Origin of the sequence: Burkholderia sp. MSh2, from assembly GCF_000731655.1 — a bacterium.
In the GTDB taxonomy this organism is placed as follows: domain Bacteria; phylum Pseudomonadota; class Gammaproteobacteria; order Burkholderiales; family Burkholderiaceae; genus Burkholderia; species Burkholderia paludis.
Genome location: NZ_JPGM01000071.1, coordinates 21,597 through 46,000, shown reverse-complemented (window position 1 = coordinate 46,000; position 24,404 = coordinate 21,597). Strand labels below are relative to the sequence as shown.

General features: G+C 68.9%; 19 protein-coding genes. 12 read left to right on the top strand and 7 right to left on the bottom strand.

Features of this window, described 5'->3' with window-relative positions:
• Positions 1-47: 47 nt before the first annotated feature.
• Both GQ57_RS32210 and GQ57_RS32205 read right to left on the bottom strand, forming a co-directional pair.
• Positions 48-1,298: a hypothetical protein gene (locus tag GQ57_RS32210; RefSeq protein ID WP_034199988.1), complete on the bottom strand. Its 1,251-nt coding sequence runs from the start codon at positions 1,296-1,298 to the stop codon at positions 48-50.
• Between the two features lie 140 nt (positions 1,299-1,438).
• Positions 1,439-2,458: an AraC family transcriptional regulator gene (locus GQ57_RS32205; protein ID WP_031403025.1), complete on the bottom strand. Its 1,020-nt coding sequence runs from the start codon at positions 2,456-2,458 to the stop codon at positions 1,439-1,441.
• Between the two features lie 144 nt (positions 2,459-2,602).
• Here GQ57_RS32205 and GQ57_RS32200 point away from each other — a divergent pair, with 144 nt between their 5' ends.
• The 3 genes from GQ57_RS32200 to GQ57_RS32190 are packed head-to-tail and all read left to right on the top strand — an operon-like array spanning position 2,603 to position 6,269.
• Complete coding sequence (locus GQ57_RS32200) at positions 2,603-4,270, top strand: acyl-CoA synthetase (RefSeq protein ID WP_031403026.1); 1,668 nt, start codon at positions 2,603-2,605, stop codon at positions 4,268-4,270.
• Positions 4,271-4,292: 22 nt separating this feature from the next.
• Complete coding sequence (locus GQ57_RS32195) at positions 4,293-5,060, top strand: 3-hydroxyacyl-CoA dehydrogenase (protein WP_031403027.1); 768 nt, start codon at positions 4,293-4,295, stop codon at positions 5,058-5,060.
• An 18-nt stretch (positions 5,061-5,078) separates the two neighbouring features.
• On the top strand, positions 5,079-6,269 hold the full coding sequence (locus tag GQ57_RS32190) for an acetyl-CoA C-acetyltransferase (RefSeq protein ID WP_034199987.1): 1,191 nt from the start codon (positions 5,079-5,081) through the stop codon (positions 6,267-6,269).
• Between the two features lie 105 nt (positions 6,270-6,374).
• Here GQ57_RS32190 and GQ57_RS32185 read toward each other — a convergent pair whose 3' ends face one another.
• Entirely contained in the window at positions 6,375-7,067 is a 693-nt protein-coding gene (locus GQ57_RS32185) for a TetR/AcrR family transcriptional regulator (protein ID WP_034199986.1), read from the bottom strand.
• A gap of 365 nt (positions 7,068-7,432) precedes the next feature.
• On the opposite strand from GQ57_RS32185, the gene GQ57_RS32180 reads away from it, so the two are divergent.
• The 8 genes from GQ57_RS32180 (at position 7,433) to GQ57_RS32145 (ending at position 18,063) form a co-directional block, all read left to right on the top strand.
• Positions 7,433-8,713, top strand: a complete 1,281-nt coding sequence (locus tag GQ57_RS32180; protein WP_034199985.1) for a Zn-dependent hydrolase — start codon at positions 7,433-7,435, stop codon at positions 8,711-8,713.
• 127 nt (positions 8,714-8,840) lie between these two features.
• The gene (locus GQ57_RS32175; RefSeq protein ID WP_034199984.1) at positions 8,841-10,178 is read left to right on the top strand and encodes an NAD(P)-dependent oxidoreductase; all 1,338 of its coding nucleotides are present in this window, start codon (positions 8,841-8,843) and stop codon (positions 10,176-10,178) included.
• 64 nt (positions 10,179-10,242) lie between these two features.
• Entirely contained in the window at positions 10,243-11,559 is a 1,317-nt protein-coding gene (preA, locus tag GQ57_RS32170; RefSeq protein ID WP_031403032.1) for an NAD-dependent dihydropyrimidine dehydrogenase subunit PreA, read from the top strand.
• 101 nt (positions 11,560-11,660) lie between these two features.
• A complete protein-coding gene (locus GQ57_RS32165) occupies positions 11,661-13,169 on the top strand; it encodes an NCS1 family nucleobase:cation symporter-1 (RefSeq protein ID WP_031403033.1) in 1,509 nt (502 codons plus the stop codon).
• Between the two features lie 61 nt (positions 13,170-13,230).
• Positions 13,231-14,688 (top strand): dihydropyrimidinase, encoded by a 1,458-nt coding sequence (gene hydA, locus GQ57_RS32160; RefSeq protein ID WP_034199983.1) that lies wholly within the window; start codon positions 13,231-13,233, stop codon positions 14,686-14,688.
• Positions 14,689-14,943: 255 nt separating this feature from the next.
• Positions 14,944-16,218, top strand: a complete 1,275-nt coding sequence (locus GQ57_RS32155) for a NupC/NupG family nucleoside CNT transporter (RefSeq protein WP_034199982.1) — start codon at positions 14,944-14,946, stop codon at positions 16,216-16,218.
• Positions 16,219-16,256: 38 nt separating this feature from the next.
• Positions 16,257-17,573 (top strand): thymidine phosphorylase, encoded by a 1,317-nt coding sequence (deoA, locus tag GQ57_RS32150; RefSeq protein ID WP_034199981.1) that lies wholly within the window; start codon positions 16,257-16,259, stop codon positions 17,571-17,573.
• A gap of 100 nt (positions 17,574-17,673) precedes the next feature.
• Positions 17,674-18,063: a cytidine deaminase gene (locus tag GQ57_RS32145; protein ID WP_031403037.1), complete on the top strand. Its 390-nt coding sequence runs from the start codon at positions 17,674-17,676 to the stop codon at positions 18,061-18,063.
• A 34-nt stretch (positions 18,064-18,097) separates the two neighbouring features.
• Here the strand turns inward: GQ57_RS32145 and GQ57_RS32140 are convergent, their stop codons facing one another.
• The 4 genes from GQ57_RS32140 to msrB all read right to left on the bottom strand — a co-directional run bounded on the left by GQ57_RS32140 (position 18,098) and on the right by msrB (position 22,691).
• A complete protein-coding gene (locus GQ57_RS32140) occupies positions 18,098-19,213 on the bottom strand; it encodes an aromatic ring-hydroxylating oxygenase subunit alpha (RefSeq protein WP_031403038.1) in 1,116 nt (371 codons plus the stop codon).
• A 214-nt stretch (positions 19,214-19,427) separates the two neighbouring features.
• Positions 19,428-20,171, bottom strand: coding sequence for a peptide-methionine (S)-S-oxide reductase MsrA (gene msrA / locus GQ57_RS32135; RefSeq protein ID WP_034199980.1), 744 nt, complete (start codon positions 20,169-20,171; stop codon positions 19,428-19,430).
• Between the two features lie 61 nt (positions 20,172-20,232).
• Positions 20,233-22,125 (bottom strand): cytochrome c biogenesis protein DipZ, encoded by a 1,893-nt coding sequence (locus GQ57_RS32130; protein WP_034199979.1) that lies wholly within the window; start codon positions 22,123-22,125, stop codon positions 20,233-20,235.
• Positions 22,126-22,160: 35 nt separating this feature from the next.
• Positions 22,161-22,691, bottom strand: a complete 531-nt coding sequence (msrB, locus tag GQ57_RS32125) for a peptide-methionine (R)-S-oxide reductase MsrB (protein WP_031403041.1) — start codon at positions 22,689-22,691, stop codon at positions 22,161-22,163.
• Positions 22,692-22,991: 300 nt separating this feature from the next.
• Here msrB and GQ57_RS32120 point away from each other — a divergent pair, with 300 nt between their 5' ends.
• Positions 22,992-24,359, top strand: a complete 1,368-nt coding sequence (locus GQ57_RS32120; protein ID WP_034199978.1) for a tyrosine-type recombinase/integrase — start codon at positions 22,992-22,994, stop codon at positions 24,357-24,359.
• Positions 24,360-24,404 lie beyond the last annotated feature (45 nt).

The window sequence follows — 24,404 nt, the reverse complement described above, 5'->3', positions numbered from 1 at the left end:
ACGGGCAGGCGTGCATCGACGGGGTGTCCCGCCGGGCCTGCGTCACGTCACGGCACGAAGTGCCGCAGGCGCTCGGCGTGGGCTTCGAGTCCGTCGAGCCCGAGATGGTGGCTGAGCTTGCCGGCGCGAACCTGCGCGATGTCGGCCGTGAGCTCGCGCAGCAGCTTTGCACTCGCCGCGCGGTAGGCGGACGCCGCATCGACGCCTTGCGCCGTCAGCGCCGCGCCGATCAGGCGGGCACTGTCGGCGCCGCCGCCGGAAACGCAGCGTGCCATCGCGGCGGCATCGGGTCGTACGCCGGCGTCGAGGAGCGCACGCATCAGCGCGGCCGGCACGTTGCCGGACGCGGACGCCAGCGAATCCGGCGCGACCGGTGCGCCGGCGTCGAGCAACGCGGCGGCGGCCGCGAACCTCTGGCGCCGCAGCGCATAGTCGGTCGGGATCGAGCTGCCGGAGAGCGGCGCGCCGAGATTCGCGACGATCGGCGCCAGTTGCGCGGTGAGCGCCGCGTCGTCGCAGTCGATCGCATGTCGCAACGCCTGGCGCGCGAGTGCGGGCTGCGCCGCGAGCGTGCCTTCGGCGAGCGGCGTGCGCCAGTCGATCAGCGCGCGGCGATAGAACGCGACCAGCTTGTCCGCCAGCGGCGCCGGCAGGCCGTGCGACATCCGGCGTTCGTCGAGATACTCGAGCAACGTCATGCCGGTTCCGCTGTCGCCGGGTTCCAGCGGATCCGCATGGAGTTGCAGCGCGCCGAATGCCGCGTACAGGTCGGGGGCGACCGTCTCGAGGCCGTCCTCGTGCATCGCGCCGCGCCACGCGGGCGGCAGCCCTTGCTTCCACGCGAGCACGTGCCCGCAGTCCCTGGCGCCGGGCTCCGTCACGATGTAGATCCGGTCGCAATACTCGAATCCGCCGAACGGCAATGCGTCGATCCTGCCGTTCCACGGGCGTGCGTCGTCTTCGGCGGCTTCCTCGGCGAGTTCGAGTTCATGGTCGATCCAGCCCTGCAGGTCGCGATAGCCGTCGCTGCCGTTGTAGAACAGCTCGCCCCAGCTGATCCCCTCGACATGACCGTTCATCTCCAGCGTCAGGTCGTAGTCGAGGCTGCCGCCGGCCGTGACGCGCCACAGGTCGAGCAGCGCGGGTGGAATGTCGCCGTGGCAGCAGGCCGCTACGGCCGCGATCTGGTCGGCCGGCATCGGCGGCTGCGCGTCGAAGATCACGCGATCGGCAAACAGCACGATGCCGTGCGTGCGCAGGTCGGCCAGTTCGGTATCGGAGAAGTCGGTTGCTTGCATCGGAACGGGAACGGTGGAGTGGAGCGAGGCTTGCCGTCGTCGACGCGCAACGGACGGCAGTCGGAAGAGCGCATCGTATCAGCGTTGCGCGACGGGCGGCTGCCTTCGCCGCGCGCCGCTCCAGACGAGAGCCGGCGGCCTCATCCGCTCGCGACGCCCGGCTCCGCTTCCGCCTCGTGCACGTCACGCCGGAACGCGCCCGGGCTCGTGCCCGTCCACTTCCGGAACGCGCGATGAAACGCGCTCGGTTCGGTGAAGCCGAGTTCGACGGCGATCTCCGCGACACTGAGCGTCTGCCCGCGCAGCAGCGACTGGGCCAGCGCGCCGCGCAACTCGTCCTTGATCGCCGCGAAGCTTTGCCCTTCGCTGCGCAGACGCCGCCGCAGCGTGGCGGGCGTCGTGCCGAGGCGCGCGGCCAGCGTATCGAAGTCCGGCCACTCGGCGGCCGGCAGCGTTTTCAACTGCGCGCGGGTTTTCGCGACCCAGCCCGTGTCGTGCCGGTAGCGGACGAGCAGGTTGCCGGGTGCGCCGCGCAGGAAAGTCTTCAGCGCCTGCTCGGAGCGGATCGTCGGCAGTGCGAGGTACGCGGCGTTGAAGGCGAGCCGGCTGTCGGGCCGGTCGAAATGCACGGGCACGCCGAAGAACTGGTGATAGTCGCTGCGCTGGTCGGGGCCCGGGCACGCGAAATCGATGCGTTGCAGCGGGATGCGCCGGCCGATCAGCCAGCACGCGACACCCAGCAGCAGCAGCCAGAACGTCCGGTACGCGAACGCCGGGTAGGGCGCGCCCGACTGCGTCAACACGATCTGCGCCTGCCCGTCGGCCACGACGAGCTCGCCGTGCGGCTCGTCCAGGACCACGCGCAGGAACTGCAGCGCGCGCCGCAGCGCCTTGTCGAGCGTGCCGGCGTGCAGCACCGCGTGGCACAGCAGCGTGAAGCTGCCGTGCCGCATCGGGCGCGCGGCGAGCCCGAAGAATTCGTCGTCGAGCGTAGCGGCGATCGCGAGCCACAGACGGCCGTACTGCTGCGGCGTGACGGGTTCGCGCACGGCGGCCGGCAGGCCGGCGGCGCGCAGCACCGGCTCCGTCGGCAGGCCCTGCCGGCGCAGGCACGCGAGCGCGTCGTCGACGAAATCCGGCGAAATCATCTGCGGCCCCATTTTCCTGCACCCTCCCGACATGGCAAAAACGATCACGATTCTAGATTCTGTTTGTCATTGATTGCAATGTCACGGCTGTCTACTATCGATGTATCCCCGTCGCGCCCGAGGCTCGCCGGCGGCCACAACGCACAGGAGACACGCATGCCTGATGGAGCAACCGCCCGGGCGGTGCCGGCCTACGCCGACGCCGTCGCCCGGTTCAGTATCGAGACCGCCGCGGCGCAACTGCACGGCGACCTGGAGCGCGGCCTGAACGCGTGCGTCGAATGCTGCGACCGGCACGCATCGGCGGACGCGATCGCGCTCGACTGGATCGACGCCGGCGGGCAGCACCACAGCTTCACGTTTGCACGGATGCAGGCGCTGTCGGCGCGTGTCGCGAACCTCCTGGTCGCGCAGGGCGTGAAGCCGGGCGACGTGGTGGCGGGCCTGCTGCCGCGCACGCCGGAGCTCGTCGCGACGATCCTCGGTACGTGGCGCGCGGGCGCCGTCTATCAGCCGCTGTTCACGGCGTTCGGTCCGAAGGCGATCGAGCACCGGCTGCGCATGAGCGACGCGCGGCTGGTCGTGACCAACGTCGCGAATCGCGCGAAGCTCGACGAGATTGCGGACTGCCCGCCGGTGGCGACGGTGCGCGAGCCGGGCGAGACGCTGCCGGAGCGCGACATCGACTTGCGCGCGGCGCTCGATGCGCAGGCCGATACGTTCGAGCCGGTGCCGCGCAAGGGATCGGACCTGTTCATGATGATGTCGACGTCGGGCACGACGGGTTTGCCGAAGGGCGTACCGGTGCCGCTGCGCGCGCTGCTCGCGTTCGGCGCGTACATGCGCGAAGCGGTCGACCTGCGCGCGGGCGACCGGTTCTGGAACATCGCCGACCCGGGCTGGGCGTACGGCCTCTATTACGCGATCACCGGCCCGCTGCTGCTCGGCCACGCGACGACGCTGTACGAAGGCGGCTTCACGGTGGACAGCACCTGCGACGTGATCGAGCGGCTCGGCATCACGAGTCTCGCCGGTTCGCCGACCGCGTACCGGATGCTGATGGCGGCCGGACCGGATGCGGCGGCGCGGCTGAAGGGGAAACTGCGCGTGGTGAGCAGCGCGGGCGAGCCGTTGAATCCGGAGGTGGTGCGCTGGTTCGCCACGGCGCTCGACGCGCCGATTCACGATCATTACGGCCAGACCGAACTCGGGATGGTCGTGAACAACCATCACGGGCTGGCCCACGTGGTTCATTCCGGCTCGGCGGGCTTCGCGATGCCAGGCTACCGTGTCGCGGTGCTGGACGAAGCGAGCCGCGAGCTCGGCCCCGGCGAGCCCGGCAACCTGGCGATCGACATCGCGCGCTCGCCGCTGCTGTGGTTTCACGGCTACTGGCGGCAGGACACGCCGGCGATCGCGGGCGGCTACTACCGGACCGGCGACAACGTCGAGCTGGAGCCGGACGGCACCGTGAGCTTCATCGGCCGCGCGGACGACGTAATCACGTCGTCCGGCTACCGGATCGGCCCGTTCGACGTGGAAAGCGCGCTGATCGAGCATCCGGCGGTGAGCGAGACCGCCGTCATCGGCGTGCCCGACGCGGAGCGCACGGAGATCGTCAAGGCGTTCGTCGTGCTGTCGAAAGGCTACGAGGGTACGGCGGCGCTGGCCGACGAGCTGAGCCTGCACGTGAAGCGGCGGCTGTCCGCGCACGCGTATCCTCGCGCGATCGACTTCGTCGACGCGCTGCCGAAAACCCCGAGCGGCAAGATCCAGCGCTTCGTGTTGCGCAAGATGGAAGCCGAGAAGGCCGCTCAACCCTGAACATCTAATTTACGGACTGCGAATGGATATCAAGGATCGTGTTTTTCTGATCACGGGCGCCGGTTCGGGCCTGGGCGCCGCGGTGGCGCGCATGGTCGTCGCGGAAGGCGGCAAGGCCGTGCTGCTGGACGTCAACGAAGAGGCGGGCGCGGGCCTCGCGCACGAACTCGGCGCGGCTGCCCGCTTCGTGAAGACCGACGTGACGAGCGAGGCCGACGGGCAGGCCGCCGTCGCCGCCGCGCGTGACGCGTTCGGCCGCGTCGACGCGCTGGTGAACTGCGCGGGCGTCGCGCCGGGCGAGAAGGTGGTGGGCCGCGACGGCCCGCATTCGCTCGATCGTTTCGCACGCGCGGTATCGATCAATCTCGTCGGCACCTTCAACATGATCCGGCTGGCCGCCGAAGCGATGTCGAAGCAGGACGCCGATGCGGAAGGCGAGCGCGGCGTGATCGTCAACACCGCGTCGGTCGCGGCGTTCGACGGGCAGATCGGGCAGGCCGCGTATGCGGCGTCGAAGAGCGGCGTGGTGGGCATGACGCTGCCGATCGCGCGCGAACTCGCGCGGTTCGGCATTCGCGTCGTGACGGTCGCGCCGGGGATCTTCGCGACGCCGATGATGGCCGGCATGCCGCAGGACGTGCAGGATGCGCTCGGCAAGAGCGTGCCGTTCCCGCCGCGCCTCGGCCGTCCGGAAGAATTTGCGGCGCTGGTGCGCCACATCGCCGGGAACACGATGCTGAACGGCGAAGTCATCCGTCTCGATGGCGCGTTGCGCATGGCACCGCGCTGACACTGGAGGAAGCGAATCATGACGACTCAGGATCCGATCGTAATCGTTGGCGCGGCGCGTACGCCGATGGGTGGTTTTCAGGGCGACCTGGCGGCGGCCAGCGCCAGCGACCTTGGCGCGGTGGCGATTCGCGCGGCGCTCGAGCGCGCGAACGTGCCGGCCGAGCGTATCGAGGAAATCGTGTTCGGCTGCGTGCTGCCGGCCGGACAGGGGCAGGCGCCGGCGCGGCAGGCCGCGCTGAAGGCCGGCCTGCCGCTCGGCGCGGGCGCGACCACGGTCAACAAGATGTGCGGCTCCGGGATGAAGGCCGCGATGTTCGCGCACGACCTGCTGCTGGCCGGCTCGGCGGCCGTGGCCGTCGCGGGCGGGATGGAGAGCATGACGAATGCGCCGTACCTGCTGCCGAAGGCACGTGCGGGCATGCGGATGGGGCACGGCCAGGTGCTCGACCACATGTTCCTCGACGGCCTCGAGGACGCATACGAGAAGGGCCGCCTGATGGGCACCTTCGCGGAGGATTGCGCGCAGGCCTACCAGTTCACGCGCGAGGCGCAGGACGCGTTCGCGATTGCGTCGCTGACGCGGGCGCAACGCGCGATCGCGGAAGGCCGCTTCGTGTCGGAGATCGCGCCGGTGACCGTGAAGGCCGGCAAGGCCGACACGGTCGTGTCGATCGACGAGCAGCCGGGCAAGGCGAAGCTGGACAAGATCCCGACGCTGAAGCCGGCATTCCGCGACGGCGGCACGGTGACGGCCGCCAATGCGTCGTCGATCTCGGACGGCGCGGCCGCGCTCGTGATGATGCGTCGCTCGCAGGCCGAGCGCCTCGGCCTCACGCCGAAGGCGGTGATCGTCGGGCATTCGACCCACGCGGACAAGCCGGGCCTGTTCGCGACCGCGCCGATCGGCGCGCTGCGCAAGCTCTCGGAGAAAACCGGCTGGAACCTGCGCGACGTCGACCTGTTCGAGATCAACGAAGCGTTCGCGGTGGTGCCGATGGCCGCGATGCGCGATCTCGACCTGCCGCACGAGAAGGTCAACGTGCACGGCGGCGCGTGCGCGCTCGGGCACCCGATCGGGGCGTCGGGCGCACGCGTGATGGTGACGCTGCTGGCCGCCCTCGAAACGTATGGGCTGACGCGCGGCGTGGCGTCGCTGTGCATCGGCGGCGGCGAGGCGACGGCGATCGCGATCGAGCGCGTCGCGTAACTCGCATCACGTATCGCACGCACGCCGTGACGCGGGCGACGGGCAGGGCGCCGGGGCACCGGCGCACGACCCGCCGCCCGTTTTTCATTCGGCGAATCGGCCGTGCTACGGCTTCGCATGCGGCGACACCGCGCCGCATGCGCGGATCACCAGTTGCACGACCTGCTCGGTCCGGTCGTCGAACGCCTTCCGCGTGAATGCACGCCGGCCGCTCAGCGCGCGGATCTGCGCATCGAAATCCGCGTAATGCTGCGTGGTCGCCCAGATCAGGTACAGCAGCGCGTGCGCGTCGATCGGGGCAAGCAATCCGCGCGCGATCCAGCCGTCGATGACCTCCGCGCGCGTGTCGAACCACGGCTTCACGCGTTCCGACAGGATGTCCTGCATGTGCTCCGCGCCCTGGATGATCTCGTTGGCCCAGACCTTCGAGCCGAGCGGGCGCCGCCGCGACAGCGCCATTTTCGCGCGCACGTAACCGCCGATCGCTTCCACCGGGTCGTCGTCGGCCTCGAAGGTGCCGGCCGCGCGATGCCAGTCCTCGAACAGGTCGTCGAGCACGCGGCGGTACAGCGCGAGCTTCGTCGGGAAGTAGTAGTGCAGATTGGCTTTCGGCAGACCGGCGCGTTCGGCGATCATCGCGGTGCTTGCGCCGTCGAGCCCGCGCTCTGCGAACACGGCTTCCGCGCAGGCGAGCAGGTGCGCTTCGTTGGACTCGCGAATGTGCGCCTTGCGTCGCCGCAAAGGCGCGGACGCCTCGTCGCTGTCGGTGGCTTCGGTTGCCGCCTCGTCATGTCTCATCGTTGCCCTCGCGCAGCCGGCATGCCGCGTTGCGCTTCATTCTAGCCGTTCATCCGCGTCGAGCGCACGCGTGCGAACACCACGCATCCGCCGCCATGCTGCGTTGCGATGGCACGTTTCTCGCTCCATTCGTTCACGCAAGAAAGACATTGATTTGGTCATTTTGATCGTCTAAAACCTGTCCAATCGGACAGGATTCGATGCGCGGGAGATGGCGGCGGAAAGTGTGGCGGCGATGCGCCGGACGACTTTCGCGAGCAGCCGGAACATGCACCGCGCATGGGCGGGTTTGCCCCGAAGCAGGTCCGGCGCGCACCGGCACAGACCGGGCTGACGACATCACCGACCCCACAGGAGCGATACGAATGAATGCGGTATCGGAAACAGTGAAACGGGCAGCTTTCGACACGTCGATCCGGGTCGACGGCAGGCGCTTGTGGGACAGCCTGATGGAAGTCGCGAAGATCGGCGCGACGCCGAAAGGCGGCGTGTGCCGGCTCGCACTGACCGATCTCGACAAGGCCGGCCGCGACCTGATCGTCGGCTGGGCGAAAGCCGCGGGCTGCACGGTGACGGTCGATACGATGGGCAACGTGTTCATGCGCCGCGCGGGCCGCGTGGCCGATGCGGCGCCGGTCGTCACGGGCTCGCATGCGGATTCGCAGCCGACGGGCGGCCGCTTCGACGGCATCTACGGCGTGCTCGGCGGCCTCGAGGTGATTCGCAGCCTGAACGATCGCGGGATCGAGACCGAGCATCCGGTCGAGGTCGTGATCTGGACCAACGAGGAGGGTTCGCGCTTCGCGCCCGCGATGGTCGCGTCAGGCGTGTTCGCGGGCGTGTTCCCGCTCGAATACGGGCTGTCGCGCAAGGACGTCGACGGCAAGACGATCGGCGAGGAACTGGCGCGCATCGGCTACGCCGGCGACGTGCCGTGCGGCGGGCGCAAGCTGCACGCGGCGTTCGAGCTGCATATCGAGCAGGGGCCGATTCTCGAGGCGGAGTGCAAGACGATCGGCGTCGTGACCGATGCGCAGGGGCAGCGCTGGTACGAGATCACGCTGACCGGCCAGGAAGCGCACGCGGGGCCGACGCCGATGCCGCGCCGTCGCGATGCGCTGCTCGGCGCGTCGCGCGTGGTCGATCTGGTCAACCGCATCGGGCTCGATCATGCGCCGTTCGGCTGTGCGACGGTCGGCATGATGCAGGTCTACCCGAACTCGCGCAACGTGATTCCCGGGCGCGTGTTCTTCACCGTCGATTTCCGTCATCCGGACGATGCCGTGCTCGCGAAGATGGACGCCGCGCTGCGCGAAGGCGTGACGCGCATCGCGGCCGACATCGGGCTCGACACGGCGCTCGAGCAGATCTTCTACTACCGGCCCGTCGCGTTCGATCCGGCATGCGTGGCGGCCGTGCGCGGCGCGGCCGAGCGCTTCGGGTACTCGCATCGCGACATCGTGTCGGGTGCGGGCCACGACGCGTGCTATCTCGCGCAGGTCGCGCCGACGTCGATGGTGTTCGTGCCATGCGTGGACGGCATCAGCCACAACGAGATCGAGGACGCGACGCCTGCGTGGATCGAGGCCGGCGCGAACGTGTTGCTGCACGCGATGCTGTCGCGTGCGTGCGAGCCGGCTTCATGACGCAGAGGCGATAGCGTCCGGAAGGCCGCGGATCGCCCGATCGCAGGATGCTTCGGCATGACCGCCCCGACTGTGCATTCGCAGCCGGCGGGGACGGCTTTGTCTCCACCCAGTCGAAGGAACGCGTATGACCACTCAGCCAACCGGCGCGATCGCCGCGCATCGCCTGTCGTCCACGCAACTCTCGTGCGAATTCGCGGATATCGCGCCGCTGCTCGATCCGACCGCGGCGGCGGCGGCCGCGAGCCGCTGCCACTACTGCTACGACGCGCCGTGCGTGCAGGCCTGCCCGACGCAGATCGACATCCCGAGCTTCATCCGCAAGATCGGCAACGGCAACCTGAAGGGCGCCGCGACCGACATCCTGTCGGCCAATCCGCTCGGCGGGATGTGCGCGCGCGTATGCCCGACCGAGATCCTGTGCGAAGGCGCGTGCGTGCGCAATCACCAGGACGCGCAGCCCGTCGCGATCGGCGCGCTGCAGCGGCATGCGACCGACTGGGCGATGGAAACCGGCGCGGTGCGCTTCCGGCGCGCGGCCGACACGGGCCGCCACGTCGCGGTGGTCGGCGCGGGGCCGGCCGGGCTCGCGTGCGCGCACCGGCTCGCGCTCGCCGGGCACCGCGTCACGCTGTTCGACGCCCGCGCGAAGGCCGGCGGCCTCAACGAGTACGGGATCGCCGCGTACAAGACCGTCGACGATTTCGCGCAGCGGGAAGTCGAGTGGCTGCTGTCGGTCGGCGGGATCACGGTGAAGACGGGCGTTGCGCTCGGGCGCGACGTCGCGCTCGCCGCGCTGCGCGAGCAGCATGACGCGGTGTTTCTCGCGATGGGCCTCGGTGGCGTGCGTGCGCTCGCGATCGACGGCGAGCAGCTGGGCGGCGTGATGAACGCGGTCGACTTCATCGAGCAGGTGCGGCAGGCCGACGCGCTGGAGAACGTGCCGGTCGGGCGGCGCGTGGTCGTGATCGGCGGCGGCAATACGGCCATCGATGCGGCCGTGCAGAGCCGCAAGCTCGGCGCCGAGCGCGTGACGATGGTGTATCGGCGCGGCGTCGACGCGATGAGCGCGACGTGGGCTGAGCGCGAGTTCGCGCAGAAGAGCGGCGTCACGCTCGTCACGCACGCGAAGCCGGTGCGCATGACGGGCGCGAACGGGCAGGTGACGGGCGTGGAATTCGAGGCGGCGTCGGGCGAGCGTTTCGGCGTCGACGCCGACATGGTGCTGAAGGCGATCGGCCAGACGCTGGCGCCCGACGGCGTCGACGCCGCGTTGCTGACGGCGGACGGCGCGCGCATCGCGGTGGACGCGGACCTGCGCACCGCCTGGCCCGACGTGTGGGCCGGGGGCGACTGCGCGGCGACGGACGGCATCGACCTCACGGTGCAGGCCGTGCAGGACGGCAAGCGCGCGGCCGCGTCGATCGACGCGGCCCTCGCGCGGCGCGCCGTGAAAGCCGCGTGAAGGCGCGACCCGCGCCACGCACCACGAGCACGACGATAGCGACCCCACTCTCACGGAGCCGATCATGGCCGACCTTCGCTGCACCTTCGCGGGCATCACTTCGCCGAATCCGTTCTGGCTCGCGTCCGCGCCGCCGACCGACAAGGCCTACAACGTCAACCGCGCCTTCGAGGCGGGCTGGGGCGGGGTCGTCTGGAAGACGCTCGGGCTCGATCCGCACGTCGTCAACGTCAGTTCGCGCTACGGCGCCGTGCAGTGGAACGGCCAGCGCATTGCAGGGCTGAACAACATCGAGCTGATCACCGACCGTCCGCTCGACGTGAACCTGAGAGAGATCGCGCAGGTGAAGCGCGACTGGCCGGATCGTGCGCTGATCGTGTCGCTGATGGTGCCGTGCAACGAGCGCGACTGGAAATGGATCCTGCCGCTGGTCGAGGATACCGGCGCCGACGCGGTCGAGCTGAACTTCGGCTGCCCGCACGGCATGAGCGAGCGCGGAATGGGCGCGGCGGTCGGGCAGGTACCCGAATACGTCGAGATGGTCACGCGCTGGGTGAAGGAAGGCACGAAGCTGCCGTGTCTCGTGAAGCTCACGCCGAACATCAGCGACATCCGGATGGGGTCGCGCGCGGCCTTCAAGGGCGGTGCGGACGGCGTGTCGCTGATCAACACGATCAACTCGATCGTCGCGGTCGATCTCGACCACATGGCGCCGATGCCGACCGTCGACGGCAAGGGTACGCACGGCGGCTATTGCGGCCCGGCGGTCAAGCCGATCGCGCTGAACATGGTCGCGGAAATCGCGCGCGACCCGGAAACGCCGAACCTGCCGATCTCGGGCATCGGCGGCATCTCGACGTGGCGCGATGCGGCCGAGTTCATGGTGCTCGGCGCCGGCAGCGTGCAGGTGTGCACTGCCGCGATGCATTACGGGTTCCGGATCGTGTCGGATCTCGCCGACGGCTTGTCGAACTGGATGGACGAGAAGGGCTATGCGACGCTCGACGACGTGCGCGGCCGCGCGGTGCCGAACGTGACCGACTGGAAATACCTGAACCTGAAGTACGACATCAAGGCGCGCATCGACCAGGACCGCTGCATCCAGTGCGGGCTGTGCCATATCGCATGCGAGGACACGTCTCACCAGGCGATTACGCGCGAGAAGGACGGCGTGCGGCATTTCGAAGTGGTCGATGCCGAATGCGTCGGGTGCAATCTTTGCATGCACGTGTGTCCGGTCGAGCAATGCATCACGATGGAGCGTGTGGATTCGGGCGACTACGCGAACTGGACCACGCATCCGAACAATCCGGCGAGTGCGGATGGCGGTGCGGGCGGCAGCACGGCGGCGTCGCCCGGAACGCACGCGAAGGCGGCCTGACCGGCGTGCGGCGCGCGGGGTGTCCCGCGTCGCCGCTTTTTCGTGACCCGGGGCCGGCATCGCAGGATGCCGGCGCCGACGTTTTTCGTGGAGTGCGATCGATGACATCCGCAGCGAATCCCGCCGATCCCGACAGCGCCGCGGCGCACGGCGGCAGCCTCTACAACGACGACCTCGCGCCGACGACGCCGGCGCAGCGCACGTGGAAGTGGTATCACTTCGCGGCGCTGTGGGTCGGGATGGTGATGAACATCGCGTCGTACATGCTCGCGGCCGGGTTGATCCAGGAGGGGATGTCGCCGTGGCAGGCGGTGCTGACGGTGCTGCTCGGCAACCTGATCGTGCTCGTGCCGATGCTGCTGATCGGCCACGCGGGCGCGAAGCACGGGATTCCGTACGCGGTGCTCGTGCGCGCATCGTTCGGCACGCAGGGCGCGAAGCTGCCGGCGCTGCTGCGCGCGATCGTCGCGTGCGGCTGGTACGGCATCCAGACCTGGCTCGGCGGCAGCGCGATCTACACGCTGCTGAACATCCTGACCGGCAACGCGCTGCATGGCGCGGCGCTGCCGCTCGTCGGCATCTCGTTCGGGCAGCTCGCGTGCTTCCTCGTGTTCTGGGCGCTGCAGCTCTACTTCATCTGGCACGGCACCGATTCGATCCGCTGGCTCGAGAGCTGGTCCGCGCCGATCAAGGTCGTGATGTGCGTGGCGCTCGTCTGGTGGGCGACGTCGAAGGCGGGCGGGTTCGGCTCGATGCTGTCGGCGCCTTCGCAGTTCGCGGCCGGCGGCAAGAAGGCCGGACTGTTCTGGGCGACCTTCTGGCCGGGGCTGACCGCGATGGTGGGCTTCTGGGCGACGCTTGCGCTGAACATCCCCGACTTCACGCGCTTCGCGCATTCGCAGCGCGACCAGGTGATCGGGCAGTCGATCGGGCTGCCGCTGCCGATGGCGCTGCTGTCGGTGGTGTCGGTCGTCGTGACGTCCGCGACGGTCGTGATCTACGGCAACGCGATCTGGGACCCGATCGACCTGACGAGCCGCATGACGGGTGTCGGCGTGGGCGTCGCGCTCGTGATCCTGACGCTCGACACGATGTGCTGCAACCTCGCCGCGAATCTCGTCGGCCCCGCGTACGATTTCTCGAGCCTGTGGCCGAAGGCGATCTCGTACCGCACGGGCGGGATGATCACCGCGACGATCGCGATCGCGATGATGCCGTGGAAGATCCTCGCGACGACGGACGGCTACATCTTCACCTGGCTCGTCGGCTATTCGGCGCTGCTGGGGCCGGTGGCGGGGATCCTGATGGTCGACTACTTCCTGATTCGCGGCACGCGGCTCGATACGCGCGCGCTGTTCGACGCGCGCGGCGGCTTCAGCTACGCGCGCGGCTGGAACCCGGCCGCGCTGGCCGCGCTCGCGGCCGGCGTGCTGCCGAACCTGCCCGGTTTCCTGCACACGGCATTTCCGGCGTCGTTCCCGAACGTGCCGGCGTTCTTCAACACGCTTTACACGTACGCGTGGTTCGTCGGCCTCGTGCTGGCGTCGGGCGTGTACGGCACCTGGATGAAGTGGCGCGCCGGACAGCGCGCGCAGATCGCGAGCGCATGACCGGCGTGATGCATGCGACGCGAGTGATGCGGCACCCGACAGTCAACGAGGAGGCAACCAAATGGCTATCCTGATTCGTGGCGGCACCGTGGTCGATGCGGACCGCTCCTATCGCGCGGACGTGCTCTGCGCGGACCCGGCGGACGGCGGCACGATCCTGCAGATCGCCGAGCAGATCGACGCGCCGGCCGGCGCGACCGTCGTCGACGCGCACGACCAGTACGTGATGCCGGGCGGCATCGATCCGCACACGCACATGGAGCTGCCGTTCATGGGCACCACGGCGAGCGACGATTTCTACACGGGCACGGCCGCCGGGCTCGCGGGCGGCACGACGAGCATCATCGACTTCGTGATCCCGAGCCCGAAGCAGCCGCTGATCGACGCGTTCCGCGAATGGCGCGGCTGGGCCGAGAAGGCGGCCGCCGATTACGGTTTCCACGTGGCCGTGACGTGGTGGGACGAGAGCGTGTACCGCGACATGGGCACGCTCGTGCGCGAGCATGGCGTATCGAGCTTCAAGCACTTCATGGCGTACAAGAACGCGATCATGGCCGACGACGAGATTCTCGTGAACAGCTTCTCGCGTTCGCTCGAACTCGGCGCGCTGCCGACCGTGCATGCGGAGAACGGCGAGCTCGTGTTCCGGCTGCAGCAGGCGCTGCTCGCGCGCGGGATGACCGGGCCGGAGGCGCATCCGTTGTCGCGGCCGCCGGAGGTCGAGGGCGAGGCCGCGAACCGCGCGATCCGCATCGCGCAGGTGCTCGGCGTGCCGGTGTATATCGTGCACGTATCGGCGAAGGATGCGGTCGATGCGATCGCACGCGCGCGCAGCGAAGGGCTGCGCGTGTTCGGCGAGGTGCTGCCGGGCCACCTGGTGATCGACGAGGCGGTCTATCGCGACCCGGACTGGACGCGCGCGGCCGCGCACGTGATGAGCCCGCCGTTCCGCTCGGCCGAGCATCGCGAGGCGCTGTGGCGCGGGCTGCAGGCGGGGCAGCTGCATACGACGGCGACCGACCACTGCGTGTTCTGCGCGTCGCAGAAGGCGATGGGCCGCGACGATTTCACGAAGATCCCGAACGGTTGCGGCGGGGTTGAGGATCGCATGTCGGTGCTGTGGCATCACGGCGTGAATCGCGGCCGCATCACGCCGAACGAGTTCGTGCGGATCACGTCGACGAACGCCGCGCAGATCTTCAACCTGTATCCGCGCAAGGGCGCGGTGCAGGTGGGGGCCGATGCCGACCTGGTGGTATGGGATCCGGCCGCGACGAAGACGATCTCGGTGAAGACCCATCACCAGCAGGTCGACTTCAACGTGTTCGAGGGGATGACGGTGCAGGGCGTCGCGACGCACACGCTGACGCGCGGCGCACTTGCATGGGCCGACGGCGAACTGCGCGCGGTACGCGGCGCGGGCCGCTACCTGAAGCGCCCGCCGGCAGCCGGCTACTACGAGGCCGCACGGATCGCGAACCGGCTGCGCGAACCGCAGCCGGTCGAGCGCGCGGGCTGAGCGGCGCGGGGGGAGTGCGGGGCGTGCCGTGCATGCGGCACGCCCCGTTGGCGTTCCTGCCAGGTGTGCATGATCGTCGATCGGGCCGATGAAGCATAAAAGGAAACAGTCGACGGAATTGGCGGCAACGTTTTTTTCGGCGTTGCGGGGGGACGTATCGAGCGGGTAACATCCACCCACCCTGTCGCACGGGAGACGTCCGCGGGCTTCGGGCCACGCTCCGGACACGTTCAAATAGTGAGAAAGGAGCACACGGTGGATATCCTGCGCAGTCTCATTGGTATGGTGTCCTTGATATTGGTTGCCTATCTGCTGTCGAACAACCGGCGCGCAGTGAGCGGCCGGACCCTGATCGCCGCGCTGTGCACGCAACTCGCGGTCGGTGCGCTGGTGCTGTTCGTGCCGCCGGGCCGCGCGGCGCTGGCGGCGGCCGCGAACGGCGTCAACCGCGTGCTCGACATGGGCAATCACGGCATCGCGTTCGTGTTCGGCGGGCTGGTCGACAGCCGCATGTTCCAGCTGTTCGGCGACGGCGGCTTCGTGTTCGGCCTGCGCGTGCTGCCGATGATCATTTTCGTGACCGCGCTGATCGCGGTGCTGTACTACGTCGGCGTGATGAAGTGGATCGTCGCGATTCTCGGCGCGGGGCTCGCGAAGCTGCTCGGCGTGAGCCGCATCGAGGCATGCTCGGCGGTCGCGACGATCTTTCTCGGGCAGAGCGAGATGCCCGCGCTCGTGAAGCCGTTCGTGCGGAACATGACGAGCGCCGAGATCTTCACGGTGATGGCGAGCGGCATGGCGTCGGTCGCGGGCTCCGTGCTGGTCGGCTATGCCGGCCTCGGCGTGAAGATGGAATACCTGCTCGCCGCGTCGTTCATGGCGGTGCCGGGCGGGCTGCTGTTCGGCAAGCTGCTGTTTCCGACCGTCGAGCCGAGCCGCATCGTGGTCGACGGTCTCGATTTTGACGACAAGCGGGCCGCCAACGTGATCGAGGCGGCGGCGTCCGGCGCGTCGGTCGGCCTGCGCATCGCGATCAACGTCGGCGCGATGCTGATCGCATTCGTGGGGCTCATCGCGCTGATGAACCTGATCGTCGGCGGCGTGGCCGCGTTCGCGGGCTTTCCGCAGGTCACGCTGGTGGACATCATCGGGCACCTGTTCGCGCCGCTCGCATGGATCATCGGCGTGCCGTGGCACGACGCGGCGCTCGCCGGCAACTTCATCGGCGAGAAGCTGATCTTCAACGAGTTCGTCGCGTACGGCGACCTGTCGCCTTACCTGAAGGGCGGCGCGCACGCCGCCGCGGCCGGCCTGCAGGTGCTCGACCCGAAGACGCTCGCGATCGTGTCGTTCGCGCTGTGCGGCTTCGCGAATTTCTCGTCGATCGCGATTCTCGCGGGCGGGTTCAGCGCGGTCGCGCCCGAGCGCCGTTCGGAAGTCGCGCGGCACGGCTTCCGGGCGCTGACGGCCGCGACGCTGTCGAACCTGATGAGCGCCGCGATCGCGGGCCTGTTCTTCTCGCTGCATTGAGCGCGCGGCGCCCACCGACCGATCGAGGAGCGGCAACGATGTTTCTACCGCAGGAATTCATCCGCCGGAAGCGTAACCGGCAGCCGCTCGACCGCGACGGGATTGCCGCGTTCGTGCGCGGCGTGACGGACGGCAGCGTGACCGAAGGGCAGGTGGCCGCGTTCGCGATGGCCGTGTATTTCAACGACCTGAGCGTCGACGAACGCGTCGCGCTGACCCTCGCGCAGCGCGACTCGGGCGACGTGCTCGACTGGCGCGCGCTCGATCTCGGCGGACCGGTGATCGACAAGCACTCGACCGGCGGCGTCGGCGACGTCGTATCGCTGATGCTCGGGCCGATGGTGGCGGCGTGCGGCGGCTACGTGCCGATGATCTCGGGGCGCGGGCTTGGCCATACCGGCGGCACGCTCGACAAGCTGGGCGCGATTCCCGGCTACGACGTGACGCCCGATACGGACGCGTTTCGCCGCACGGTGCGCGACGTCGGCGTCGCGATCATCGGGCAGACCGCGCGGCTCGCGCCGGCCGACAAGCGCATTTACGCGATTCGCGACGTGACGGCGACCGTCGAGTCGGTCGCGATGATCACCGCGTCGATCCTGTCGAAGAAGCTCGCGGCCGGACTCGACGGGCTCGTGATGGACGTCAAGGTCGGCTCCGGCGCGTTCATGCCGACCGCCGGGCAATCGGCGGAACTGGCCCGCAGCATCGTCGACGTCGGCAACGGCGCGGGCATGAAGACGACCGCGCTCCTCACCGACATGAGCCAGTCGCTCGCACCCTGCGCGGGCAATGCGCTCGAAGTGGCGTGCGCGATCGACTACCTGACGGGCAAGTCTCGGCCGGCGCGCCTGCATGACGTCACGATGGCGCTGGCGGCGGAACTGCTCGTGACCGGCGGGCTGGCGCGCGACGTCGAACAGGCGGGCGCGATGCTGCGGCGGGCGCTCGACTCGGGCGCGGCGGCGGAACGCTTTGCGCGCATGGTCGCCGCGCTCGGCGGCCCGGCGGACCTGATCGATGCGCCCGAGCGTCATCTGGCGCGGGCCGCGGTGGTCGCGCCCGTTCCGTCGCCCGCGAGCGGCGTGGTGCAGCGGGTCGATTGCCGCGCGCTCGGGCTGGCGGTGGTCGCGCTCGGCGGCGGCCGCACGCGTGCGGAAGATCCGATCGATTACAGTGTCGGCCTGTCCGGGCTCGCGGAGATCGGGCAGCGCGTCGCCGCGGGCGAGCCGCTCGGCTACGTGCATGCGCGCGCCAGCGCCGCCGCGGCGCAGGCGGTGGAGGCGATCCAGCGCAGCTACGGGCTGGGCGATGCGGGCAACGCGCCGCCGACCGTTCTTCGACGGATCGGCTGACCGGCCGCCATTTCATTCACTTTCTCATGACGCGCGTCGCGACTCCGCCGGGACGCGCCGCGTCGATGCACCCGGACACACTCATGGAGGCCCACGCATGATGGAACGCAACGCATTGATCGAACAGGCCAAGGCGGCGCGCGAACGCGCGTATGCGCCGTATTCGCGGTTCAGGGTCGGCGCGGCGCTGCTGGCGCACGACGGGACGGTTTTTCACGGCTGCAACGTCGAGAATGCGTCGTACGGCCTGTGCAATTGCGCGGAACGCACGGCGATGTTCTCGGCCATCGCGGCCGGCTATCGTCCGGGGGATTTTGCGCGGCTTGCCGTCGTCGGCGACACGGACGGGCCGATCGCGCCGTGCGGCGCGTGCCGTCAGGTAATCATCGAGATCGGCACGCCCGACCTGGAAGTGATCCTGGGCAACCTGGCAGGCGCGCTCGAGGTGACGACGGCGCACGCGTTGCTGCCCGGCGCGTTCCGGCTCTAGCGGCAGCCTTGTCGCATGCGGCGGGCCGCGTGCATCACGTGTCGTCGCGCGCCGCGTGGATCGGTATCACCGTGCGCGCGCCGCACTGGCGCAGCAGGTCGCGCAACTCGTTGATGACCGGAAACACCTCGTGGTTCCAGTCGGCGCCCTGCCGGTCGTGCGCTTCCTGCTCGCGTTCGACGATCCAGCGATCCTCGCGGAAGATGCGCTCGGTGAACCACACGAGCAGCGGCCATGCGAGATCGAGCGCGAACGGTATGCCGGGACGGTGGATCGACAGGAGTCCGAAGGTGCGGTTGGTGCGTTGCTCGGCGTCGAGCGGCACGTAGACGATCCACAGGTCCATCACGAGCGTGCCTTCGCTCGACCGGATCTGCAGCGTCTGGTACGGATAGCCGGTGCGCACCGTCATCACGCTCTTGTCCGACTGCTCGCCCGGCTTCTTGCTCGCGCCGAAGACCAGCGCCTCGCCGACCGGCTGCTTGCCTTCCATCCGCGCGAACGTGTAGTCGACCTCGACCCAGTCGTCGCCGCGGCGCCGGCCCACCGAACGCGCACGCATCTGTCCCATCTGCTTGCGATGCAGGAACTGATGGTTCATGTCCATCAGGTTCTCGTGCATGAACGAGTAGTGGCACTTGACCTCGCGGCCGAAGCGGCGCGTCTTGAACGCGCGGTCGTCCGCCGATTCGAGCGCGGGGAACGGGCGCGTGTCGGCGAGCGCCGCATCGCCCGGGAACACGAAGATCAGCCCGTGCGCTTCGCGGCACGGATACGCGCGCACGCCGTTGGGCAAGCGCTCGCGGCCGAGGTAGGGCACGTCGACGCAACGGCCGCTGTCGCACGCATAGGTCCAGCCGTGATAGCAGCAGCGCAGCGTCTCGCCGCTCACGACGCCCGCATGCAGCGGCACCTGGCGGTGCGCGCAACGATCCTCGAGCGCGTATACGGCGCCGGACTCGGTGCGCACGAGCACGATCGGATCGCCGGCGAAGCGCACGCCGAGCGTCTTGCCGCGCTTCAGTTCGCGCGACCAGGCGAGCGGGTACCAGTGATCGGGATGAATGGGCACCCGGCGCAGGTCGCGCGCGACTGCGCCGGAGGCGGGTTCTCCGAGGGTACCGCCGTCTGGGAAGGGCATGGCGCGCATGCGTGACGCCTCCGGGCTGGACTGGGATTCCGGGCGCCGCACGATGCGGCGGGGATCTGGAGAAGTCTACGCGAAGTTACCCGTCGCGGCAGGCGCGATGCGGGTTTGCCCCGGCACGGCGGCCGGGGTTTCGTTGATGCAGCGCAAATCCGGCCGAAGGCCGTGCATGCCGGCCGTGCGGCGGGCGGGGGCCCGTCGCGCGACCGCTTGCCGGTCACGAGCGCGCTTCGCGCCACAGCACTGCGTCGGTACGGTACAGCGCGGGGAAGTACTGCTTCAGCCCGGCGATCTTCGGCATGTCGTTGTAGGCGATGTACGGGGCATCGGGATGCAGTTCGAGGTAGTTCTGGTGATAGCCTTCGGCCGCGTAGAACCCCTTGTAGTCCTCGACGCGCGTGACGACGGGCGCCGGAAACACATGCGCGGCGCCGAGCTGCGCGATGTACGCGGCGGCGACCGCGCGTTGCCGCGCGGTGGTCGGGAAGATCGCGGACCGGTACTGCGACCCTTCGTCGGGGCCTTGCTGGTTGAGCTCGGTCGGATCGTGCGCCACCGAGAAGAACACCTGCAGCAGCCGGCCGTACGTGATCTGCGTCGGGTCGTAGACGATGCGAACCGATTCCGCATGCCCTGTCAGCCCCGAGCCGACGAGCGCATAGTGCGCGGTTTCGGACGCGCCGCCGGCATAGCCGGCCGTGACCTGCTTCACGCCCTTCACGTGCTCGAACACGCCCTGCACGCCCCAGAAGCAGCCGCCGGCGAACACGGCCGTCTCGTCGTGCGACGTGCCGGGCGTTTCGTCGAGCGTCGGCGCGGGTACGGTGCGCATCGGCTCGGCGGACTGGACGACATGCTGGTAGCCGAACGCGGCGGCGGCCGCGAGGGCGACGGCGCCGATGCGGCGCAGCAGTGCGGCGCGCCGTCGCGGCGCGCGATCGCGGGTGGGTGTCGGATTCATCGTGGGCTCCTTCTGAAACGATTGGGGGAGGACGGCGGTCGGGCCGCGGCGGCGCGTGCGTTCAACCGAACGTGAATGCGTACGCATCGACGCCGGGATCGAGAAACTCGATCGCGAACGTGCGGTCGGCGATCGCGCCGGGCTGCCGGACGAGCTGGTACAGGCGTTGTCCGGTGACGGTGCCGTAGCCCTGCGCGTCGATGTCGCTGCCGTGCGCGGCACCGGGCGCAGCCCCGTCGAGCGTCACGCGAAAGCGCACGGGCCGGCCGTTTTCGCCCGGGCCGAGCACCAGGTGCAGATCGCGTGCGTGGAAGCGGTAGACGATGCGGCCGGCCGGCGCCGCGAGCGTCGCGCGTTCGGCGCCGACCCGCCAGGTGCCGGCGAGGCCCCAGTCGTTCAGCCCCGGGCTGGCCGGCTCGGCATAGCGGGACGTTGCGTCGCGCACCACGCCGCCGGGCGACGTGAAATCCTCCGCGCGGGCATAGCCGACGTAGGTCTCGGGCGAGCGGACGTCGGCGCTGTCGGCTGCCGCGAGCGCTCCCTTCGCGGGTGCGCCGGCGAGCCCGATCGGCACGTTCAGCGCTTCCGGATGGCCGGCCTCAGCGAGCAGCGACTGGATCGCGCGCTCTGATTCCGCGTATTCGCCTTCGCCGAAGTGGTGGCGGCGCACGCGCCCCTGCGCATCGACGAAGTAGTGCGCCGGCCAGTACTCGTTGCCGAACGCACGCCAGATCGCGAAGCGGTTGTCGATCGCGACCGGGAAGTCGATGCCGAGGTCGTGCACGGCCTTCTTCACGTTGCCGATGTCGCGCTCGAACGCGAACTCGGGGGCGTGCACGCCGATCACGACGAGCCCGTAGGGCGCGTACTTGCGCGCCCACGCGGTCGTGTACGGCAGCGTGCGCAGGCAGTTGATGCACGAGTAGGTCCAGAAGTCGATCAGCACGACCTTGCCGCGCAGGCCGGCCGCCGTCAGCGGCGGCGAATTCAGCCACTGCACCGCGCCGTCGAGGGACGGCAGCGTGCCTTCGACGGGCAGCGCGTCCGACGCATGCGTCGGGGCCGCCGTATCCGCGGCGCGGATCATCGCGCCGCCGGTCATGACGTTGCCGGTCATGACGCCGCCGTCGGCGTGCGCGGCGCCGGCGGTCGCGGACATCATGGCGCCGTCGCCCGGGTTGCCGGCCGCGCTGCCGGTTGCGGCCATCGCCGTCGGCGCGCTGTTCGCGCGCCCGCCGAGCCGCTCGACGAGCTTCGTTTCGAGCCCGCCCGTGGTGACGGTCGACAGTTGGGCGAGCACGCCCGTATCGAGGCCGAGCGCGATCGCGCCGACGCCGGCCAGCAGCGCCGCGCCGATGCCGCGCTTGATCCATTCGCCGGCGCCGAGCGAGCGCTTCATCGCGGCGAACACCTTGCCGCCGATCACGAGTGCGACGCCGAGCGACGTCGCCGCGCCGGCCGCATAGGCCGCCAGCAGCAGCGTCGTGCCGACGCTTGCACCGCGCAGCGCGGCGCCGGTCAGCACGAGTCCGAGGATCGGGCCCGCGCACGGCGCCCACAGCAGGCCGGTCGCGACGCCGAGCAGCAGCGACGACGCGGGGCCGGCCGGGCGCCCGTCGCGTTGCGCGAAACCGGTGAGGCGGTTGCCGGCGGCGACCAGCGGACGCGTCAGGTGCTCAGCGAGGCGGGGCATCAGCAGTGTCAGGCCGAACACCGCGAGCAGCACGATGGCGGCCCAGCGGCCGGCCTGGTTGGCCTGTGCGACCCAGCCGCCGCCGACGGCGGCGAGCGTTGCGACGGCGGCGAACGTGAGCGCCATGCCGGCGAGCAGCGGCAGGCCGGTGCGCACGAAGGGCTGGTCGGCGCGCGCGAACACGAACGGCAGCACGGGCAGGATGCACGGGCTGAGGATCGTGAGTACGCCGCCGAGGTAGGCAAGGACGATGAGCAGCATGATGCGTTCTCCAGTCGGTCGGGAGTGGGGCCGGATCAGGCGGCGGTCGGGTGGAAGGCGAGCGCGAGGCCGTTCATGCAGTAGCGCAGGCCGGTCGGCTGCGGGCCGTCGTCGAACACGTGGCCGAGATGGCCGCCGCAGCGGCGGCAGTGCACTTCGGTGCGGATCATTCCGAACGACGCGTCGGTGTCGGTGCCGACCGCGTGGTCGAGCGGCTTCCAGAAGCTCGGCCAGCCCGTGTGGCTGTCGAACTTGGTGGCCGACGAGAACAGGGCGAGGCTGCAGCCGGCGCACGCGAAGGTGCCGTGCCGGTGTTCGTCGTTCAGCGGGCTGCTGTACGGCCGCTCGGTGCCGGCTTCGCGCAGGATCCCGTACTGGGCGGGCGTGAGCCGGCGATGCCATTCGGCGTCGCTGAGGGTGATTTCGAACGGGGCGGCCGTCTGCGGGGCGGCCGGCGGCGCGGCGAACGCGCGGCCGACCAGCGCGCGGCGGCCGGCGGACGACAGCGCCGCAAGCGCGGCGAGGCCGGTGGCGCCGGCGAACAGCAGATGTCTGCGGGTAGGCATGATGGGCTCCTGGCGGCAGGTCCTGAAAACATGCGCTTATCGTAGGCAGTGGCCGGTGTCGAAGTCCTCACGGAAAGTTAAATGAATTGTGATTACTTTCCGGGTGTTCCGGTCAGTTCCGCAGAAACCCGTCAGAGCCCCGTCTGACAAGGGTTTTCGGGAAAGTGGTGGTCCGCCCACTTCCGCGGAAATCCCGCACGAGCCGCAACTTTTTAGTGTCTTTTTAGTGTTCGTGGCGTGGGGTAGGCTCTGCGTAGGATGCGCGGGCCGATCGGGTCACGATATCGATGGAGGGCGATCATGGGTGCATTGACGGTCAGGCAAATCGAAGCTGCGAAGGCGACCGGAAAGCGGTATTTCCTGTCGGATGGGCGTGGACTGTTCCTGCGCGTGGGGCCGGCCGGCGGGAAAACTTGGTTTGTTCGCGTCAGTATCAATGGCAAGCAACGCGATAAGCCGCTCGGTAAGGCGTGGGCGCGCTCGACAACCGATGCGCAGTTATCGCTAGAGGATGCGCGTGCAGCGGCTGAGACGATTCGTTCACGGGCGCGCGACGGTGTGGACTATCTCGAAGCGAAGAAGCGTGAACGCCAGGCCAACGTTGAACAAGCGGTGACGGCGGACCTCACGTTCGGCGACTTATTCGATGCGTGGTTCGCGACGATCAACAAGAAACGCGGAAAGAAAGGCCGAAAGGATGGCGGTAAGTCGCTTCGAGGTGCGATGGAGAAGCATGTGCTGCCGACCATTCGTGCGCGCAGGATCGCAGGCGTGTTTGCGTCGAACGTTCTGCCGTTGCTTACCGCGATTTCCGATGTGGGGTGCAACCGGCAAGCGGTCGAGATGTTGGTAACCATCCAACAAATGATTCGGTGGGGCGGGCGTAATCAGCCGTGGAAGCGCTTGTTGATCGATTGCGATGTGCTCGCGCTTGCGAAAGAGGATGTCGTCTCAGGTGATTACGACCCGGTGCGTGACAACGAGCGTAATCGGACACTTACGGATGACGAAATCTGCGCGCTCGGTGAGCAGATTCCAGCCGCTCGGCTTCCACGCTCCATTGCGTCAGCGGTATGGGTGATGCTCGCTTGCGGAACACGCGTCGGCGAAACAGTCCTGACGCGATGGACCGATCTTGACTTCAAGGCACGGACGTGGACCATTCCAAAGGAACATACGAAGTCGAATGCGGCGATCACGATTCACCTGTCAGATTTTGTCCTCGCACAGTTTGCAGCTCAGCAAGTGGTGCGTGCCGGCGTGCCGGAAGGTGACGCACGCCGCGAATATGTGTTCCCGTCGGAAAAGGGCAAACTGCCGCACGTTAGCATCCATACGACCTGCGGGGCGATTCGTGATCGGCAACGCCCGAAGGATGCGCCGACCGAAGGCCGCACGAGGGCAACCGATGCACTCATTGTCGCGGGTGGTCAATGGAAATGTCATGACTTACGTCGGACATGTGCAACGATGATGCAGTCGTTGGGTATTTCAGAAAGCACTGTGCATCGATGCTTGAACCACGCGCGCAATGATCCGCTCGATCGGATCTATCTACAGTTTGACTATGACACGCAGATGCGCGATGCATGGCGGCGATGGGGTGATCGTCTGTCGGTATTGCTTGGCACGGATACGGAAAACGTACGTTTTCTGTTTGCGCCGTAATCAGAGCGACTCCACCTCCGGAGAGGAAAGGGGAAAGATGTAACC